Genomic DNA, 16,320 nt, shown 5'->3' with positions numbered 1-16,320 from the left:
GCGCGAGGCTTGTCAGGGCACCAGCACCGCGGCGCCTTCGAAGCGGCCCGCGCGCAGGTCGGCCAGCGCTTCATTGGCCTGGGTGAGCGGATAAGTCCTGAGGTGCACCTGCAGCGGATGCGTCTGCGCGAAGTCAAGAAACTCCTTCGCATCGGCGCGCGTGAGGTTGGCCACAGAGACCACGCTGCGTTCCTGCCACAGCAGCCGATAGGGAAATGCGGGGATGTCGCTCATGTGGATGCCGCCGCACACCACGCGGCCGCCCTTGCGCACGACGCGCAGCGCGGTGGGCACCAACTCGCCGACGGGTGCAAAGAGAATGGCGGCGTCCAGCAGTACGGGCGGGCGCTCGTCCGATCCGCCGACCCAGGTGGCGCCCAGGCTGCGTGCGAAGGACTGCGCGGCAAGGTCGCCGGGGCGGGTGAACGCGAAGACTTCGCGCCCTTGCGCCACGGCGACTTGGGTCATCAGATGCGCCGCCGCGCCGAAACCGTACAGGCCCAGACGGCGCGCGCCGTCGCCGGCCGCCTTCAGGCTGCGCCAGCCGATCAGGCCCGCGCACAGCAGCGGCGCAATGCGGACGGCATCTGCATCGGCATCGAGCATGGCCAGCGGCAGGCAGAACGCGGCCTCGGCGATCACATGGCTGGCGAAGCCGCCGTCGCGGTGGTAGCCAGTGAAGCGCGGCGCGTCGCATAGGTTTTCGTGACCATCCAGGCAGAAATCGCAGCAACCGCAGCTGTGGCCTAGCCAGGGGACGCCGACACGGCTGCCCAGCCGGTGGCCTGTCACCCCTGCGCCGATCGCCTCCACCACGCCCACGATCTCGTGTCCCGGCACGATCGGCAGCACGGGCAGCGGCAATTCGCCGTCGACGATGTGCAAGTCGGTGCGGCAGACCGCACAGGCCAGCACGCGCAGACGCAATTCGCCCGGGCCGGGCTGCGGGATGTTGCGCTGCTCCAGCTCGAGCGGCAGCAACGCGGCATTCAGCACCATGGCGCGCAGGGGCGGCGCGTTCCGGGCCAAGGCATCGGAAGTGGCTGGTAGCACGGGGGGCGTATGCATGGCAGGACTCCTTTAAAAGACGGTCCGAGCGTCGCCGCATCAGGCCATGTACTTGCCTCCGTTGATCGACAGCGTGACGCCGTTGATGAGCGCCGATTCGTCGGCGGCGAGGAAGACCACGCCGCGGGCGATCTCGGACGGGGTGGCCAGGCGTCCGGCCGGGATGGTCGCAAGGATGCGCGCCATCGCCTCGGGAGGCACTGCGTCCACCATGGCGGTATCGGTGTAGCCCGGGGCGACCACATTGGCGGTGATGTTGCGCGAGGCGCCTTCGAGCGCCAGCGCCTTTGTGAAACCAATGAGCCCTGCTTTCGTCGCCGCGTAGTTCGTCTGCCCGACCTGGCCGGCCAGGCCGTTGACCGAGCCCATGTTCACGATGCGGCCGAAACGCCGCTCGCGCATGCCTGCGATGGCGGCGCGGCACATGTTGAAGCAGCCGCCCAGGTTCACGTCGAGCACTTCGCGCCACTGCTGGGCGCTCATTTTGTGCAGCATCGCGTCGCGCGTGATGCCGGCATTGTTGACCAGTACGTCCACGGGGCCGAGCGCGGCTTCGACACGCGCGACACCTGCCTGGCAGGCGTCGTAGTCCGCCACGTTCCAGCCGAAGACCGGGATGCCGGTGCGCGCGGCGAAGGCGTGCGCGGTCTCGGCGTGGTTGGCGAAGTTCGCCGCCACGCGATAGCCCGCGGCGAGCAGGGCCTCGGCCGTGGCGGCCCCGATGCCGCTGCTGCCACCGGTGACCAGCGCGACGCGCATGCTCAGGCGTCCACGAGCAAGTCGTTCACCACCACCGAGACGCCGGGGGTGGCCCAGGCGGCGCCCTGCACCGCGTCGCGCTCGGTCCAGGAGTGGACCGTGCCGCGCAGCGTGACCTGCGAGCCGTCGACCGTGATGGCGAGCCGGTTGGCTTCGCGCGCTGCCTGGCGCGCCAGCGCTTCGTGGATTTTCTTCTCGACGTCGGCAGGGCTGACCTTCGGCTTGACCTTCACGAGGTTCGACACGCCGGTCACGCCCATCAGATCACGCACGGCCACTTCGGCGGCGCTGCGCTGGTATTCCCACTCAACTTCGCCGTTGAGCGTGAGCCAGCCCTTTTCCACCATTGGGCGGATCTTGTCGTCGGGCACGAGCACATTCCACTGAAGGGCGCGTTCGGCCGCCATGGCGATGTCGGCATCGGTGCGCTGGTTGTCGAACGGCAGCTTCACCGTCAACTCGATGGCCAACGCCTTGACGCCATGCACGCGCTGCACGGCGCGTTCGACGGCGTATTTCTCGGCGTGGCTGGCCAGGTGACCGGTGAGGGTGACCACGCCGTCCTTGACGATCACGCCGATGTCGGAAGTCTTGACGTCGGGCGCCCAGTTCAGCTCGGCCTGGATATCGTCGCGCAATTGGGTATCGGTCTTCATGGGAGGTTCCTTGCAGTGAATGAATGGAAGGACGGTCGTCGCATGAAAACCGTGGGCGACCGTGACGTTCACTGTAGGAACCGGCGGGACCGGCCGCATTGCGCTGGATCAAGTGCGCGCGTGACAGGCGCCCGTGGACTCAGGCGACCGCGTCCAGCAGCAGCGCTTGAAGCACGAAGCGTCGGTTGTCGGCCAGCCCGGTCTTGTCGCCGAGCCGTCCGGCAAGGCGCCGTGTTGGATGGTTCTCCGTGGCGGCTCCGTCGAATACGGGGATTCCGGCATGCTGGCCGATGCTTTGCACGAGCCCGGCGTCCAGCCCTTGGCATTCCACGGCCTCGTAGAGCCGGCCGAGCATGCGGGCGGTGTCCTGCACCTCTTGCGGGGCACTCAGCAGCGACAGGCCTGGGTGCATGACGGCCACCCGCGCGCCCAGTTCCTCGGCAGCGCTGCGAAACAGCGCTTGCGCTTCGTCGGGCGGTGCGTCGCACAACAGCCCCAAGTTCTTGCCTCGCAGCAACTTCGGAGTGCTCCCCTCCAGTGCGGCACGCTGGAGCAGCCGCGCGCGTTCCAACAGGCTCGTCACTTCCAGCGGTGAGAGCGGTGATGCGGCCTCGAAGGACTTGTCGGAAGGAGGCATGGAAATCGTCAATGCGTGACCTGGCAAGGCTAATGGCCCCCATGGTCTTTGCCTTGACGCAAGTCAAAACGCGGGGCAGGCCCACGTGATTTGCTGCACACCGCACGGCGTTGATACACGCCGGACACACGACATTCACCGAGCGTTACCGACCGATTCGCGCGGTTGGCATTGTGTTGCCCCGGGCTGCCTAGCATCCACCCATCGGCACGCGAAAAACCACCAAGGAATCCCGATGCTTCATACCGTCAACCCCCTCAAGAGCGAACCGGTTTCGACCGGGCTGGCATTGCCCGCCAGCGGACCGGAATGCGCGGGTCGGGCCACCGCCGACACGTTGAAACTGCTGTGCGAACAGCTCCATCCGCAGCGCCGCGTGGTGCACAGGGGGGACACGGTCTACCAGGCGGGTGAGCGCTTCGGCAACCTCTACATCCTGAACTCGGGCTTCTTCAAGATCGTCAACCTCTCCGCTGACGGCCGTGAGCAGGTGGTGGGCCTCAAATTCCGCGGCGATTGGCTGGGTTTCGACGGCATCGCGGGCGGGCGTTACTCGTGCGATGCGGTGGCCATGGACACCGGCGAGGTCTGGATGGTGGCCTATGAGGCGCTGCTGGCGGCCAGCGCCACGCGTCCTGAGCTGTTGCAGCTTCTGCATGGCGCTATGAGCCGAGAGATCGCGCACGACCGGGATTCGCTGATGTCCGTGTGCACTTTGCCGACCGACGCGCGCGTGGCCGAATTCCTGCGCTACTGGGCCGAGTCGCTAGCCGAACGCGGCATGCGCACCGACGAGATCACACTGCGCATGACGCGCGCCGAGATCGGCAATTACCTGGGCATGACGCTCGAGAGCGTGAGCCGTGCGCTGTCGCGGCTGGCGCGCGACAACGTGATCGGTTTCGCCACCAAGGGCCGGCGCGACGTGCAGATTCCCGATGTGAGCGCGCTGTCGGCGTTCGTGCAACGCTGCCTGTCGCCCTCGATGGCGCGCGCGCCTGCGATGCTCCAGTAAGGCGTGCTGGATCACGCCGTTCACTTGCGCCCGGCCAGCACCTTCGCCATGGCCCGCGCCAGTGCGGAGCGCGTATAGGGTTTGCGCAGCAACTCCCAGCTTGGGGGGGCCTCGCGATCGGCATCCAGAAGCTCGGACGAGAATCCCGACATCAGCAGCACCGCCAGTTGCGGAAAGCACCGCTGCACCTCGGTGGCCAGTTGCGTGCCGCGCATTCCCGCGCCCAGGGCGATGTCGCTCAGCAGCAGGTCGATGGGCCCGACACCTGCGCCCAGCATGGTCAACGCCTGCTCGGCCGTTGCTGCCGTGACGACCTCGCAGCCCAGCTGAGACAGAAATGTTTGCACGACCAGGCGCACTTCAGAATCGTCCTCGACCAGCATCACCCGCAGCCTGGGCGGGATCGTCTCGACGGGGCGTTCGTCATCGTTGGCTGGCGATTCGGCCCCACCTGGCTGCGGCAGATAGAGTGTCACCGTGGTGCCTTGCCCCATCTTGCTGTCGATCGCAACCGCGCCCCTGGACTGGTTGACGAAACCGTACACTGTGCTCAGGCCGAGGCCCGTGCCGCGGCCCGCTTCCTTGGTGGTGAAAAAGGGCTCGAAGGCGCGCTCCTTCACCTCCTCGGACATGCCCATGCCGCTGTCGGAGATGGAGATCGCAACGAAGCTTGCAGGGGCATTGTTGCTCGAGGTGTTGCGGTCGTTGCGCAAGGCCAGTGGCAAGGTGCTGCATGGCTCGGTGCGAAAACGCAGCGTGCCGCCTTCGGGCATGGCGTCGCGCGCGTTGATCGCGATGTTGAGCAGCGCCGACTCCAGCTGCCCCGGGTCCGCCATCACGGGTGGACAGCTCGGCGCGGTGTCGATCTCGATGCGGATGCGCTGATCCAGTGTGCGGCGCAGCATGTCGGCCAGTGAATGCAGCAGTGCGCGCGTGTCGACGGCGGCCGTCTGCAACACTTGGCGTCGTGAAAACGCCAGCAGCTTGCCGGTGAGCGCGGCGCCGCGTCGCGTGGCGCGCGTGGCAGAGCTCAGAAGCTGCTGTGTGTAGCTGTCCCGCGCCAGCGCGGGAAGCTCCTCCAGAACCTGAAGGTTGCCCTGGATCACGGTCAGCAGGTTGTTGAAATCGTGGGCGATACCACCGGTGAGCTGACCGACGCTTTCCAGTCGCTGCGCATGAGCGAGTGCCTCTTCCGTCTGCACGCGTTGCAGGCTGGTCGTCAGCAAGCTGGACAGCGACTCGAGAAAGCGAACCTCCTCGTCGCCGAAGCGCCTGGATTCCTTCGAGCGCACTGACAGCATGCCGATCACGCGGCCGCGGTCGCTCAGCGGCACGGCCAGCGCGCTGACCAGGTCGGCCTCGAGGTAGGCCCGGGGCACGGCGAAGCGATCCTCCCGCCGGTAATCCTCGATCACGACTGGCCGGCCTTGGGCAAATACGAAGCCCGGTGGCGTGTCTGGTCGGTTGGCGATGCGAGCACCTATCTCTTCCCCGGCGACCAGCCCGATGCCGCTGGCCACCTGAAACTCGAGGCGGTTGCTGTCGAGAAGCCAGACCATCCCGACCTCGACCTGCAAGGCAGTGGTAATGATCTCTGGCACATGCTTGAGCACCACCTGCAGATCGCGTGTGTCGACGGCCAGTCGGCCCAGCCGGGCCAGGTTCTCGCTGTAACGGGCGCGCTGCAACGCCTGCTTCACACGCGGATAGGCGCCGATGTCGCGGATGGCCGCCACGACGAAGGGCAGGCCGTGGTTCTGCAGCGGGCTGAGCGCGATCTCGACCATGACCTCACTACCGTCCTTGCGTTTGGCCACCAGTTCCATGTGCGTACCCATGGGACGGGGGCGGGGAGCGCGTCCATAAGCTTCGCGGTACGAGGCATGGCGCGGGCGGATGCTCTCGGGCACCAGCACGTCCACGTTCAGCCCCACGAGTTCGTTCTCTGCATAGCCCAGCAGTGCGGCCGCCGAAGGGTTGGCGAGCATGATGCAACCGAGCTGATCCACCACCAGGAGCGCGTCGGGATAGGCGAAAAAGAGTGAGCGAAACACGCTGCCTTCGTCGAAGCCCGTCGGCAGGCCCAGGATGGGCACGTCGGGCAAGAACGGCGGGTTGTTCGCAGCGTCAGCCATGGGAGACCGCCGCGGTCAGGATGTAACCCGCGCCACGCACGGACTTGATGAGCTGCGGATCGTCTGCATCGACCTCGATCTTCCTGCGCAGCCGGCCGACCTGCACGTCGATCGTGCGGTCGAAGGGGGCGGCTTCGCGCCCGCGTGTCTGTTCGAGCAAGAAGTCGCGTGAGAGCACGCGACCGGGATGGCGCGCAAAGGCCTTCAGCAGGTCGAACTCACCGCTGGTCAGTGGCACTTGCTCGCCCTGCGGACTCCTGAGGCTGCGCGTGGCGGTGTCGAGTTGCCAGCCGGCGAAGCGCAGTGCGTCGGAGGGGGCCGAAACGGGCACGGGGGACGCCGGCGTGTCGGGCGTAAGTCGGCGCAGCACGGCCTTCACGCGCGCCACCAGCTCGCGAAGATCGAAGGGCTTGGTCACATAGTCGTCCGCGCCTACTTCGAGGCCGACCACCTTGTCCACCGCGTCCGCCCGGCCGGTCACTATGACAAGGCCGCAACGCCAGCGCTCGCGGATGCGGCGCGCGATGGAGAAACCATCTTCTCCTGGCAGGCCGAGATCGAGCAGCACGAGATCCGCCGCATCGGTTTCCATCAGGGCCGTCAGGCTGGGGCCGTCATGCACCTGGCTGACGCGGAAACCGTGACCCTGCAGGTAGTTGGCCAGCAGCAGCGTAATGTCGACTTCGTCGTCGAGAACAGCGATATGAGTGGGAGATTTCATGCGCCGGCCGGGAAATAGAGCGCAAATTCCGTACGTATTCTTGCTCGATCCAAGCCGCTCGCGCAAGGGGCGCAGCCTTCCTGGGTAACCTCGGCCAGTGGCGCTACCGCGTCCAGCGCCAGTTCTCTATCTGCGGCATGTCCCGGCCGTGGCGCGTGATGTAGGCGCGGTGTTCGAGCAGCCTGTCGCGCAGATGCTGCTGCACATGGCCTGTGCTGTCGCACAGGTGCGGCACGTGCGCGATGGCATCGGCGGCGAGGTGAAAGCGGTCCAGCCGGTTGAGCACCGTCATGTCGAAGGGCGTGGTGGTGGTGCCTTCCTCGCAATAGCCGTGCACGTGGAAGCCGGAGTGGTTGCGCCGTCTGTAGATGAGTCGGTGGACCAGCGCCGGGTAGCCGTGGAAAGCGAAGATCACGGGCCTGTCGGTGGTGAATATCGCGTCGAAGTCCGCATCCGGAAGGCCGTGCGGATGTGCGCTGGGTGACTGCAGTGCCATCAGGTCGACCACGTTCACCACCCGCACCTTGAGCGCGGGCACTTCCCGGCGCAGCAGATCGACGGCCGCCATCGTCTCCAGCGTGGGCACGTCGCCGGCGCAGGCCATGACCACGTCGGGCGTCTGGCCTTCATCGTTGCTCGCCCAGTCCCAGATGCCCAGGCCCGTGGCGCAATGGCGGATGGCCGCGTCGATGTCCAGCCACTGCGGGGCGGGCTGCTTGCCGGCCACGATGACGTTCACATAGTCGCGACTGCGCAGGCAATGGTCGACCACCGAGAGCAAGGTGTTGGCGTCCGGTGGCAGGTACACGCGCACGACCTCGGCCTTCTTGTTGACCACATGGTCGAGAAAACCCGGGTCTTGATGGCTGAAACCATTGTGGTCCTGGCGCCAGACGTGGCTGGTCAGCAGATAGTTCAGAGAGGCGATCGGTCGGCGCCAGCCAATGCCGCGCGCCACCTTGAGCCACTTGGCATGCTGGTTGAACATCGAGTCGATGATGTGGATGAAGGCTTCGTAGCAGGAGAAAAAGCCGTGCCGCCCGGTCAGGAGATAGCCTTCGAGCCAGCCCTGGCAGAGGTGTTCGCTGAGCACTTCCATCACCCGGCCGTCGGGTGACAGATGGTCGTCGCCGGGCCACACCTGGGCGGTCGTGGTCCGCTCGGTCACCTCGAACAGCGAGCCGAGGCGGTTCGATGCGGTTTCGTCGGGGCCCATCACCCGGAAGCTGCTGTCTTGCGCGTTGGCCCGCATGACGTCGCGCAGGAAATTGCCCGCGACGCGCGTGGCCTGTGCATCGGCCGCGCCCGGCGTCGTGACAGGCACCGCATGCGTGCGCAAGGGCGGCATCGCCAGGTCCTTCAGCAGCAGGCCACCATTGGCATGCGGATTGGCACTCATCCGGCGCAGGCCCCTGGGCGCGAGGGCGGCAATTTCGCGGCGCAGCGCGCCATGCGCATCGAACAGCTCTTCGGGCCGGTAGCTGCGCAGCCATTGTTCGAGCAGCTGCACGTGGTCCGGCCTGGAGGCGAAGTCGGCCAGCGGGACCTGGTGCGCGCGGAAGGTGCCTTCGACCTGCAGGCCGTCCACCTGGCGCGGACCGGTCCAACCCTTGGGGGATCGCAGCACGATCATGGGCCAGCGCGGCCTGGCTCGGAAGCCATCCTTGCGGGCGCTGGCCTGGATGGCACGGATGCTGTCCAGCGCCGTGTCCAGCGCGGCGGCCATCTGCCCGTGCATCGCCATCGGTTCGTCGCCCACGACGAAGTGCGGTTCATGGCCGTAGCCGCGCAGCAGCTGCGCGAGCTCCTCCTCGTCGATGCGCGCCAGCACGGTGGGGCCGGCGATCTTGTAGCCGTTCAGATGCAGGATCGGCAGCACGGCGCCATCGCGCGCGGGGTTCAGGAACTTGTTGGAATGCCAGCTCGCCGCCAGTGCGCCGGTCTCGGCCTCGCCGTCGCCGATCACGCAGCAAGCCAGCAGCGAGGGGTTGTCGAACACCGCGCCGTAGGCGTGCAGCAGCGAATAGCCCAGCTCGCCGCCCTCATGGATCGAGCCCGGCGTTTCTGGCGCGACGTGGCTCGGAATGCCGCCGGGAAACGAGAACTGCATGAACAGCCGCCGCAGGCCTTCGGCGTCCTGGCTGATGGCGGGGTACACCTCGCTGTAGGTGCCTTCGAGGTAGGTGTTGGCGACCACGCCCGGTCCGCCATGCCCCGGGCCCGCGATGAAGATCGCATCAAGGTCGTGGGCGTTGATGGCGCGGTTCATGTGCGCGTAGACGAAGTTCAGGCCCGGCGTCGTGCCCCAGTGCCCGAGCAGGCGCGGCTTGATGTGAGAAAGCACCAGCTTCTCGCGCAGCAGGGGGTTGTCCATCAGGTAGATCTGACCGGCCGACAGGTAGTTGGCGGCGCGCCACCAGGCGTCGAGCAGTGTGAGGTCGTCCGGTGTTTCAGGTCGCGGGCAGGAGGCCATCTTGAACTCCATTCTTGGGGGCAGACGCTCCAGTATGGCCACGCGGGCGCGCACGAGGTTGACATAGTGCAAGTCGGTCACAACCGATACAGGGCCGGCGGTTTGGCCTTGATTCCGCGCAAAGGCGCCGGCGATGCGCAGCGGCAGCATCGATGCAGGCCCCTTCGGGGCACAAGGAAACGACCATGACCGGCGACCTGATCTTCCCGCTCGCACTGTGCCAGGCGCAGTGGCGCATCTGGCTGCACGCACTTGAGATGTTCGAGATCATCGGGTCGCACACCCTGCAGGAATGCGCCGCGCTCACCCGCGCCGAAGCCGATGCCCTCGCGCAGGCCGAGGGCTGGCCATCGGTGGCCATGGCGCCCACGCAGGCATTGCAGCGCGCGGGTCCGGATCGCAGTTCCCACGCACCGTCAAAGGCCGGCGCGACGCAAGCCCGCTCGGCACAGGCCTTGCCATCCCGCCAGGCCGTCGTGAACGACGCCTTGCGCACCCTGCACACGGCCCTGACCGTGGCGCCTTCCGCGCGCCGGCTGCACACTGGTCGCAAGGGCGCTGCGACACGAGGAAAGGCGTGATGTTCTCGGCCGACCCCGTGCACCGCGGTGCCGTTGGCCTATAGAAGTCCTTGGCTGGTGGCCACGGTCACTGCTTGAGCGCGCGTGCGCGTGTGCAGCTTGTGGCAGATGTTCTTCATGTGCGCGCAGACCGTCTGGGCGCTGATCGACAGCTGGCGGGCAATGTCCTGCGTGACATGGCCCCTGGCCACGAGCTGGAGCACCTCGCGTTCCCGGGCTGAAAGCGCCCTGCGGATTGCACTGTTGTCGCCCGAGGATACAAAGGCGCATGGCCCTTGTCGAATGAGCATGTGTCGGACCACGTTGGGCGAGACCGCCGCACCGCCATTGACGACCTGCAGGACCGCCTGCGTGAAGTTCTGGAACCAGGAGTTTTTGACCAAGTAGCCCGAAGCCCCGTGCGCGAAGGCCCGGCGGACATGGGCCTCGTCGTCCAGCGTCGAATGCACGATGATCTCGGCCGAACTGTCGTGGCGCTTCGTGCTGGCGATCAGATCGAATCCCTTGCCTCCGCCCAGTCGCACGTCGAGGATGAGCACGTCGAATGCCTGCTGCGCCAGCAGGCGCTTGGCTTCTCGCATGCTGGCGGCCTCGCCGACAACGCGTACGCGCGAGTCCGTGACCAGTTCATGGACGACGGCGCGCCGTGCGCTTTCATCCTCGTCGATCAGCACCACCCGAATGGGCCTTTCCACCTGACCGGCCAGGAAGGTCGGCCATGGGGTCGTGAATGCCGCGCCTGCGTCTTCCCGAGGCGGTTTGTCGATGCGTGCGAGCCATTGCGGGGCGCCGCGCGTCAGCGGCGCCGGGGGGAGCGAGGTCATGTCCGAGGTCGGATGCCGGGTGTTGCGGTTGTTCTGAGTCCGATTCTTGCGGCCTCGACTAGGGGATGTCTTGACGCGTATCAACCTGTGTGAGAGGCAAACGAAGGCGTCGGCCGTGGTGGCAGGAGTCCTCAGCCCGAACCGGCGCTAGGCGCCATGGCTGCCACTTGCGGCGCTTGGGCCGACCGGATGGTGAGTCTGTTCAGCAATGTCATCAGGCCTTGCGTGCGCCGCGCGGCGCGTTCTGCCGCCGCCCGTTGGGCCTCGTCGGCCACCTGGCCGCGCAAGGTCACCACGCCGTCTTGTGCGAGGACATCGACGTCACACGCATTGACGGCGGGATCCCAGTTGAGCTGGGCAAAGACATCGTGTCTGAGTTGAATATCTGGATTCATGGGATCCTCGCTGAAGATTCGCAGCTGTCATCGATTCGAGAGTCATTTCTTCTCGCCACCTGCCGGGCGGGCGGCGCGCTTCATGGCCTCGAGCGTGCGCGCCGAGGCCTCGGCGACGGCCTTGGCCGCCGAGCGCATGGCCTCGTCAGCCTTGGCGAGCGCCTCGCGCGTGGCCTGGGCCGCCTGTTCGGCCTCTTCCTTGCTGGCTTGCGCCGCGCGGCTGACTGATTCCTCTGCCCTGGCCAGGGCTTCCCTGGAAGCCTGGGCTGCCTTGGCGCTTTCTTCCTGGGCCGCCCGTGCAAGGTCCTTGCTTTCGTCAAGGGCCTTGCTGGCTGACGCCGCGGTCTTTTCCTCCAGCCGCTTTGCCGCTTCCGCAGCCTTCCTTGCAGCCCGGCGGATGCCTTCGGCCAACGCTCTGGACACCTTGCCGGCGGTCATCTTGCTTTTTTCCGCGGCGGCCTTGGCGGCATCCGCCGCCTTGCGAGCTGCTTTTTGCGCCTCTTGTGCGGCGCGGCCGGCGGCATCGCGTGCGTCTTGTGCCGAACTTTCCGGCGGGCTCAGTTGTGCGGGCGCGGTGTAGTCGGCGGCAAAGGCGCTGGCGCCGACGGCGAGGGCCGCACAAGCCATCAGGGTACGCAGTGTGTTCGTGGTCATGTTCTTCTCGTCGATGGAAGGGATGGAACTTGCGATCAAAGTTGCGGTTGGGCTCAGCTCGCGGAGGCCCCACGTACCAGCAGCACCGGCACCGGGCTGCTTCGTGCCACGCGGTCGGCGTCACTGCCGAGCGCCAGCCGGCTGAGGCCCCGACGGCCGTGAGTGCCCATCACGACCAGGTCACAGGCGGCCTTGGCAGCTTCCTCGGTCACGACGTCGGCGACGCGGCCCTGCGTGACTTCGCGCAGCACAGTCTGGGCCTGCACGCCAGCGGCGGTGGCTTGGGCCTGCGCCTTGGACAGGACCGATTCGCCATAGTCGCGCATCTTCTGGAGCCCGGCTTCGAAGCTGGAGATCGTGGACATTTCCATCAGCATCGGAAAGTCGTTGATCACGTGAAGCAGCCGCAGTTCGCTCTTGAGTTCGCTGGCCAGGCGAATGGCTTCCAGCAGGCCGCGATCGGCCGTGGGGCTTCCATCCAGCGGGACCAGGATGTGCTTGTAAACGGACATTGATTTCTCCTCGGGGCCGCCTGCAACGGACACCTGCCGCCAGCCCCGGCGCGACGGGTAGGCAAATTCTTCGACTGCGCGGCCGCGACGGTCTTGCGCCATATCAACATCGAATCAACTCGTCGGTGGCTTGATGCGTGTCAAAGCGCTACGCCATGCGGCGCGCAGACTCTCGATCGGCCGATCCGCACCGCCGAGCGAAGGACCCTCGCCATGTATGCACGAATTCTTGTTCACCTGGACAACAGCAGCGCCTCGGTACGCAGGATGGACGAGGCCGTCCACCTGGCGGCACGTCACAAGGCGGCACTACGGCTCGTCTACGTCGTCGACGGGTCCAAGTACGCGTGTGGCGCGTGCGGCATGGTGTCTCGCGACGCGGATTTGATTCCGTGGATGGAGAAGGCCGGCGCACAGGTCCTCCAGCAGGGGCGGCAGCGCGCGGGCGCTGCCGGCGTCGCGGCGCAGACGGTGCTCCTGACCGTGCAGGCGGCCCCTGTCGCGGACATCGTCATGGAACAGGCTCAGGCCTGGAATGCCGACCTCCTCGTGACAGGCGCGCGCAGTGGCCATCTTGCCCCGGGGCAGGCGCCGGGGAAGGATTCTCCGATGCCCATGCTCTGGCCGTCCCCCACGCACCCCGGGGAGGCCGGCGTCGAGCCGGCGAAGACCTGTGTCGCAGTCGCCGCGTGAGGCGCCGCAGGGGGGCTGGCCTGGAAGCCTGTGGCAGGCTTGCAGGCCTCGTGCGGCCATCGGAGTCGCGCTGGCACTGGCACTGGCGGCAGGCCTTTGGCTGGGCCCGAGGCTGCTGCTGGGCCCGCGCGTGGAAGCGATGGCCGTGGTGCGGCAAGACTTCGTGCAGTCGGTCGTGGCCAGTGGGCATGTCCAGACGCCGCATCGCGTGAACATCGGCACCCAGGTCACCGGCACGGTGAAGTGCGTGCCGGTGGCGGAAGGCCAGAGCGTGCGCGCGGGACAGGTGCTGATCGAACTCGAAAGCGCTGAATGGTCGGCCGCGCTCGCGCAAGCCGAGGCGGCGGTATCGCAAGCGCGGGCACGCCTGCGACAGCTGCGCGAGGTGCAGGCGCCGGTGGCGGCGCAGGCTGTACGCCAGGCACAGGTGAGCCTGGACAACGCTCGTGCGCAGTTGCACCGAAACATGGACCTGTTTCGCCAGGGCTTCGTCGGGCAGGCCGCGCTGGACGACATGCGCAAGACGGTGGATCTCGCCGAGGCGCAGCTGCGGGCCAGCCAGAGCCAGTTCGTCAGCGCACGCGCGGGCGGCAGCGACTACGCCATGGCCGAGACGGCGCTTGCGCAGGCCATGGCGGGCGCGGCCATGGCGCGCGCTCGCCTGGTCTACGCGACCATTGCCGCACCAGTGGACGGCGCGCTGATCGATCGGGCCGTGGAGCCCGGCGACGTGGTGCAGCCGGGCAAGGCACTGATGGTGCTCTCGCCTGCCGGCAAGACGCAGCTGGTCGTACAGATCGACGAGAAGAACCTGCAGTTGCTTGCGCCCGGCCAGAAGGCGCTGGCATCGGCCGATGCCTATCCCGAGCTGCGGATGGCGGCCGAGCTCGTCTATATCAACCCGGGCGTGGACGTGCAGCGCGGCTCCGTCGAGGTCAAGCTGGACGTTCCCGATCCGCCGGCCTATCTGCGGCAGGACATGACGGTGTCGGTCAACATCCAGGTCGCGCGGCGGCCACAGGCCGTGCTGGTGGCATCCGACGCGCTGCGCGATGCGGGCCGCAGCGGACCCTGGGTGCTCAAGGTGGATGGGCGCCATGCGCGGCGCCAGCCGGTGCGCCTGGGGTTGCGCGGCGGCGGCTTCAGCGAGGTGCTCGAAGGCCTGCAGCCGGGCGATCTGGTGCTGTCCGCGAAGGCGACCGGCGTCCATGACGGCTCGCGCCTGCGTGCGGTGGCCAAGTCGTCCGCCGAAGCGAGCACGCCTTCGCCATGAACAGCCGCTGGCTGCCCTTCGAATGGATCGTGGCGCTGCGCTTCTTGCGCGAAGGCCGCATGCAGACCCTTTTCATCGTCGCCGGCATCGCGATCGGGGTGGCGGTGATCGTGTTCATGTCAGCGCTGCTCACGGGTTTGCAGTCCAACTTCATTCGCCGCGTGCTCACGGCGCAATCGCACATCCAGCTGCTGCCACCCAAGGAAGTGGCCAGGCCGCTGGGCGCCATGCGCGAGGGTGGTGCGGGGCCGTTGGAAGACCTCATCGTGCAGGCGCCGCTGCAGCGGCTCAAGTCGATCGACCAGTGGCAGTCGGTCGCGGCGCAGGTCCGCGCGATGCCCGACGTGGACGTGGTGTCGCCCACGGCAAGCGGCTCCGCACTGGCGATCCGCGGCGAGGCCAGCCGCGCCGTCTCGGTCAACGGCATCGATCCGGCGCTGTACTTTCTCATCGTGGCGTTGCCCGAAAAGATGGTGCGCGGCAGCACCCGTCTCATGCCGAGCGACATCTTGATCGGCACCGATCTGGCCAGCGACCTGGGCGTGGGCATCGGCGACAAGCTGCGTGTGTCCTCCGCAAGCGGCGGCGACCAGACGCTGACGGTCGCCGGCCTGTTCGACCTGGGCAACAAGCCTGCCAACCAGCGCACCACCTTCGTGGCGCTGCGCACGGCGCAGAGCCTGCTCGGCCTCGTGGGCGGCGTCTCCAGCCTGGATGTGAGGGTGAAGGACATCTACGCCGCCGAGACGATCGCGCAGCGCATCACTGCGACCACCGGCGTGCAGGCCGACAGCTGGATCGCGAGCAACGCGCAGTTCTTCACCGCTGTACAGGCGCAGAAGACATCAAACACTACCATCCGCTTCTTCGTCGGTCTTTCGGTGGCCTTCGGCATCGCCAGCGTGCTGGTGGTGTCGGTGGTCCAGAAATCGCGCGAGATCGGCATCCTGCGCGCTATGGGGGTCTCGCGCGGACAGGTGCAGCGCGTCTTCCTCCTGCAAGGTGGACTGCTCGGGATGCTCGGCTCCATGGGTGGGGCGGGCATCGGGCTGGTGGCGCTGCTCCTGTGGCAGCGCTATGCGCTCAACCCGGATGGCACACCGTTGTTTCCCCTGGAGATCGAGCCGGTCCTGTTCCTGACATCGCTGCTGCTGGCCACGCTCACCGGATTGGCCGCGGCATTTGCGCCGGCGCTGCGCGCGGCTCGCCTGGACCCCGTGGTGGCGATCCGTGGCTGAACCCGTCATCAGCCTGCAAGGCGTACACAAGGTCTTCAACCTCGGGATGCCGAACGAGACCGAGGTGTTGCATGGCATCGACCTCAGGCTCATGCGCGGTGAGTTCTGTGCGGTCATGGGACCGTCAGGCTCGGGCAAAAGCACACTGCTGAACATCGTCGGGCTTCTGGACCGACCCACGAGCGGCTCACTGCGCATCGAGGCAGAGGAAACCGGCGCGCTCGACGAGCGCGCGCTCACGCGGCTGCGCGGTCACAAGATCGGTTTCATATTCCAGTACCACAACCTGCTGGGCGGCTTCACCGCACTGGAGAATGTCATGATGCCGATGCTCGGCGCTTCCGGCTTTATCAGGGAAGACATGCCGTTGCGTGCGGCTGCGCTGCTGGACAGCGTAGGCCTGGCGAGATGGCGCGACAGCATGGTCACGCAATTGAGCGGCGGTCAGCAGCAGCGCGTGGCCATCGCCCGCTCGCTGGCGATGGATCCATTGTTGCTGCTCGCGGACGAACCCACGGGCAATCTCGACACCAAGGCCGCCGATGCGGTGTTCGAGCTTCTGCGAAAGGCCAACCGCGAACGCGGCATGGCCATACTCTTCGTCACGCACAACCCGGCGCTGGCGGGGCGTTGCGACCGCATCATCCAGGTGGTGGACGGCATGATCCGGCCCTGAGCCGGTTTGG

The 16,320-nt window shown here is 67.0% G+C and carries 17 protein-coding genes; 6 read left to right on the top strand and 11 right to left on the bottom strand.

Annotated features, from left to right (window positions below):
• Positions 1 to 12 precede the first annotated feature (12 nt).
• The 4 genes from ACAM52_RS14140 to ACAM52_RS14125 form a co-directional block, all read right to left on the bottom strand.
• A complete protein-coding gene (locus tag ACAM52_RS14140; RefSeq protein ID WP_369647738.1) occupies positions 13 to 999 on the bottom strand; it encodes a zinc-dependent alcohol dehydrogenase family protein in 987 nt (328 codons plus the stop codon).
• Between the two features lie 108 nt (positions 1,000 to 1,107).
• Positions 1,108 to 1,827 (bottom strand): acetoacetyl-CoA reductase, encoded by a 720-nt coding sequence (gene phbB, locus ACAM52_RS14135; protein ID WP_369647389.1) that lies wholly within the window; start codon positions 1,825 to 1,827, stop codon positions 1,108 to 1,110.
• Positions 1,828 to 1,829: 2 nt separating this feature from the next.
• Positions 1,830 to 2,483 (bottom strand): BON domain-containing protein, encoded by a 654-nt coding sequence (locus ACAM52_RS14130; RefSeq protein ID WP_369647388.1) that lies wholly within the window; start codon positions 2,481 to 2,483, stop codon positions 1,830 to 1,832.
• 139 nt (positions 2,484 to 2,622) lie between these two features.
• Complete coding sequence (locus ACAM52_RS14125; protein ID WP_369647387.1) at positions 2,623 to 3,132, bottom strand: ornithine carbamoyltransferase; 510 nt, start codon at positions 3,130 to 3,132, stop codon at positions 2,623 to 2,625.
• 223 nt (positions 3,133 to 3,355) lie between these two features.
• Here ACAM52_RS14125 and ACAM52_RS14120 point away from each other — a divergent pair, with 223 nt between their 5' ends.
• Positions 3,356 to 4,135, top strand: coding sequence for a Crp/Fnr family transcriptional regulator (locus ACAM52_RS14120; protein ID WP_354344265.1), 780 nt, complete (start codon positions 3,356 to 3,358; stop codon positions 4,133 to 4,135).
• Between the two features lie 20 nt (positions 4,136 to 4,155).
• On the opposite strand, the gene ACAM52_RS14115 is transcribed toward ACAM52_RS14120, so the two are convergent.
• From ACAM52_RS14115 to ACAM52_RS14105, 3 genes are all read right to left on the bottom strand, one after another.
• Positions 4,156 to 6,270, bottom strand: coding sequence for a PAS domain S-box protein (locus ACAM52_RS14115; RefSeq protein ID WP_369647386.1), 2,115 nt, complete (start codon positions 6,268 to 6,270; stop codon positions 4,156 to 4,158).
• Positions 6,263 to 6,991 carry a winged helix-turn-helix domain-containing protein gene (locus tag ACAM52_RS14110; RefSeq protein ID WP_369647385.1) on the bottom strand — a complete coding sequence of 243 codons (729 nt, stop codon included), beginning with the start codon at positions 6,989 to 6,991 and terminating at the stop codon, positions 6,263 to 6,265. Before ACAM52_RS14110 ends, ACAM52_RS14115 begins: the two co-directional genes overlap by 8 nt.
• 103 nt (positions 6,992 to 7,094) lie before the next feature.
• Complete coding sequence (locus ACAM52_RS14105; protein ID WP_369647384.1) at positions 7,095 to 9,464, bottom strand: phosphoketolase; 2,370 nt, start codon at positions 9,462 to 9,464, stop codon at positions 7,095 to 7,097.
• A gap of 185 nt (positions 9,465 to 9,649) precedes the next feature.
• Here ACAM52_RS14105 and ACAM52_RS14100 point away from each other — a divergent pair, with 185 nt between their 5' ends.
• The gene (locus tag ACAM52_RS14100; protein WP_369647383.1) at positions 9,650 to 10,045 is read left to right on the top strand and encodes a hypothetical protein; all 396 of its coding nucleotides are present in this window, start codon (positions 9,650 to 9,652) and stop codon (positions 10,043 to 10,045) included.
• Between the two features lie 38 nt (positions 10,046 to 10,083).
• On the opposite strand, the gene ACAM52_RS14095 is transcribed toward ACAM52_RS14100, so the two are convergent.
• The 4 genes from ACAM52_RS14095 to ACAM52_RS14080 all read right to left on the bottom strand — a co-directional run bounded on the left by ACAM52_RS14095 (position 10,084) and on the right by ACAM52_RS14080 (position 12,430).
• The gene (locus ACAM52_RS14095) at positions 10,084 to 10,869 is read right to left on the bottom strand and encodes a response regulator (RefSeq protein WP_369647382.1); all 786 of its coding nucleotides are present in this window, start codon (positions 10,867 to 10,869) and stop codon (positions 10,084 to 10,086) included.
• Between the two features lie 131 nt (positions 10,870 to 11,000).
• Complete coding sequence (locus ACAM52_RS14090; RefSeq protein WP_369647381.1) at positions 11,001 to 11,264, bottom strand: BON domain-containing protein; 264 nt, start codon at positions 11,262 to 11,264, stop codon at positions 11,001 to 11,003.
• Between the two features lie 42 nt (positions 11,265 to 11,306).
• A complete protein-coding gene (locus ACAM52_RS14085) occupies positions 11,307 to 11,918 on the bottom strand; it encodes a hypothetical protein (RefSeq protein ID WP_369647380.1) in 612 nt (203 codons plus the stop codon).
• Between the two features lie 53 nt (positions 11,919 to 11,971).
• Positions 11,972 to 12,430, bottom strand: coding sequence for a universal stress protein (locus ACAM52_RS14080; protein WP_369647379.1), 459 nt, complete (start codon positions 12,428 to 12,430; stop codon positions 11,972 to 11,974).
• Positions 12,431 to 12,643: 213 nt separating this feature from the next.
• Here ACAM52_RS14080 and ACAM52_RS14075 point away from each other — a divergent pair, with 213 nt between their 5' ends.
• The 4 genes from ACAM52_RS14075 (at position 12,644) to ACAM52_RS14060 (ending at position 16,310) form a co-directional block, all read left to right on the top strand.
• A complete protein-coding gene (locus ACAM52_RS14075) occupies positions 12,644 to 13,123 on the top strand; it encodes a universal stress protein (RefSeq protein WP_369647378.1) in 480 nt (159 codons plus the stop codon).
• Between the two features lie 139 nt (positions 13,124 to 13,262).
• A complete protein-coding gene (locus ACAM52_RS14070; protein WP_369647737.1) occupies positions 13,263 to 14,396 on the top strand; it encodes an efflux RND transporter periplasmic adaptor subunit in 1,134 nt (377 codons plus the stop codon).
• Positions 14,393 to 15,634 carry an ABC transporter permease gene (locus ACAM52_RS14065; RefSeq protein ID WP_369647377.1) on the top strand — a complete coding sequence of 414 codons (1,242 nt, stop codon included), beginning with the start codon at positions 14,393 to 14,395 and terminating at the stop codon, positions 15,632 to 15,634. Before ACAM52_RS14070 ends, ACAM52_RS14065 begins: the two co-directional genes overlap by 4 nt.
• Positions 15,627 to 16,310 carry an ABC transporter ATP-binding protein gene (locus ACAM52_RS14060; RefSeq protein ID WP_369647376.1) on the top strand — a complete coding sequence of 228 codons (684 nt, stop codon included), beginning with the start codon at positions 15,627 to 15,629 and terminating at the stop codon, positions 16,308 to 16,310. Before ACAM52_RS14065 ends, ACAM52_RS14060 begins: the two co-directional genes overlap by 8 nt.
• Positions 16,311 to 16,320: the final 10 nt, after the last annotated feature.

This window comes from Variovorax sp. V118 (assembly GCF_041154445.1).
Taxonomy (GTDB): domain Bacteria; phylum Pseudomonadota; class Gammaproteobacteria; order Burkholderiales; family Burkholderiaceae_C; genus Variovorax; species Variovorax boronicumulans.
This window is presented reverse-complemented; position numbering and strand designations above follow the sequence as displayed.

Excerpts from the sequence above, each read along its gene's own strand:
- ACAM52_RS14110 (WP_369647385.1), bottom strand. The coding sequence starts at position 6,991 with ATGAAATCTCCCACTCATATCGCTGTTCTCGACGACGAAGTCGACATT.
- ACAM52_RS14140 (WP_369647738.1), bottom strand. The coding sequence starts at position 999 with ATGGTGCTGAATGCCGCGTTGCTGCCGCTCGAGCTGGAGCAGCGCAAC.
- ACAM52_RS14080 (WP_369647379.1), bottom strand. The coding sequence starts at position 12,430 with ATGTCCGTTTACAAGCACATCCTGGTCCCGCTGGATGGAAGCCCCACG.
- ACAM52_RS14090 (WP_369647381.1), bottom strand. The coding sequence starts at position 11,264 with ATGAATCCAGATATTCAACTCAGACACGATGTCTTTGCCCAGCTCAAC.
- ACAM52_RS14075 (WP_369647378.1), top strand. The coding sequence starts at position 12,644 with ATGTATGCACGAATTCTTGTTCACCTGGACAACAGCAGCGCCTCGGTA.
- ACAM52_RS14095 (WP_369647382.1), bottom strand. The coding sequence starts at position 10,869 with ATGACCTCGCTCCCCCCGGCGCCGCTGACGCGCGGCGCCCCGCAATGG.
- ACAM52_RS14065 (WP_369647377.1), top strand. The coding sequence starts at position 14,393 with ATGAACAGCCGCTGGCTGCCCTTCGAATGGATCGTGGCGCTGCGCTTC.
- ACAM52_RS14070 (WP_369647737.1), top strand. The coding sequence starts at position 13,263 with ATGGCCGTGGTGCGGCAAGACTTCGTGCAGTCGGTCGTGGCCAGTGGG.
- ACAM52_RS14130 (WP_369647388.1), bottom strand. The coding sequence starts at position 2,483 with ATGAAGACCGATACCCAATTGCGCGACGATATCCAGGCCGAGCTGAAC.
- ACAM52_RS14115 (WP_369647386.1), bottom strand. The coding sequence starts at position 6,270 with ATGGCTGACGCTGCGAACAACCCGCCGTTCTTGCCCGACGTGCCCATC.
- ACAM52_RS14100 (WP_369647383.1), top strand. The coding sequence starts at position 9,650 with ATGACCGGCGACCTGATCTTCCCGCTCGCACTGTGCCAGGCGCAGTGG.
- ACAM52_RS14085 (WP_369647380.1), bottom strand. The coding sequence starts at position 11,918 with ATGACCACGAACACACTGCGTACCCTGATGGCTTGTGCGGCCCTCGCC.
- ACAM52_RS14120 (WP_354344265.1), top strand. The coding sequence starts at position 3,356 with ATGCTTCATACCGTCAACCCCCTCAAGAGCGAACCGGTTTCGACCGGG.
- phbB (WP_369647389.1), bottom strand. The coding sequence starts at position 1,827 with ATGCGCGTCGCGCTGGTCACCGGTGGCAGCAGCGGCATCGGGGCCGCC.
- ACAM52_RS14105 (WP_369647384.1), bottom strand. The coding sequence starts at position 9,464 with ATGGCCTCCTGCCCGCGACCTGAAACACCGGACGACCTCACACTGCTC.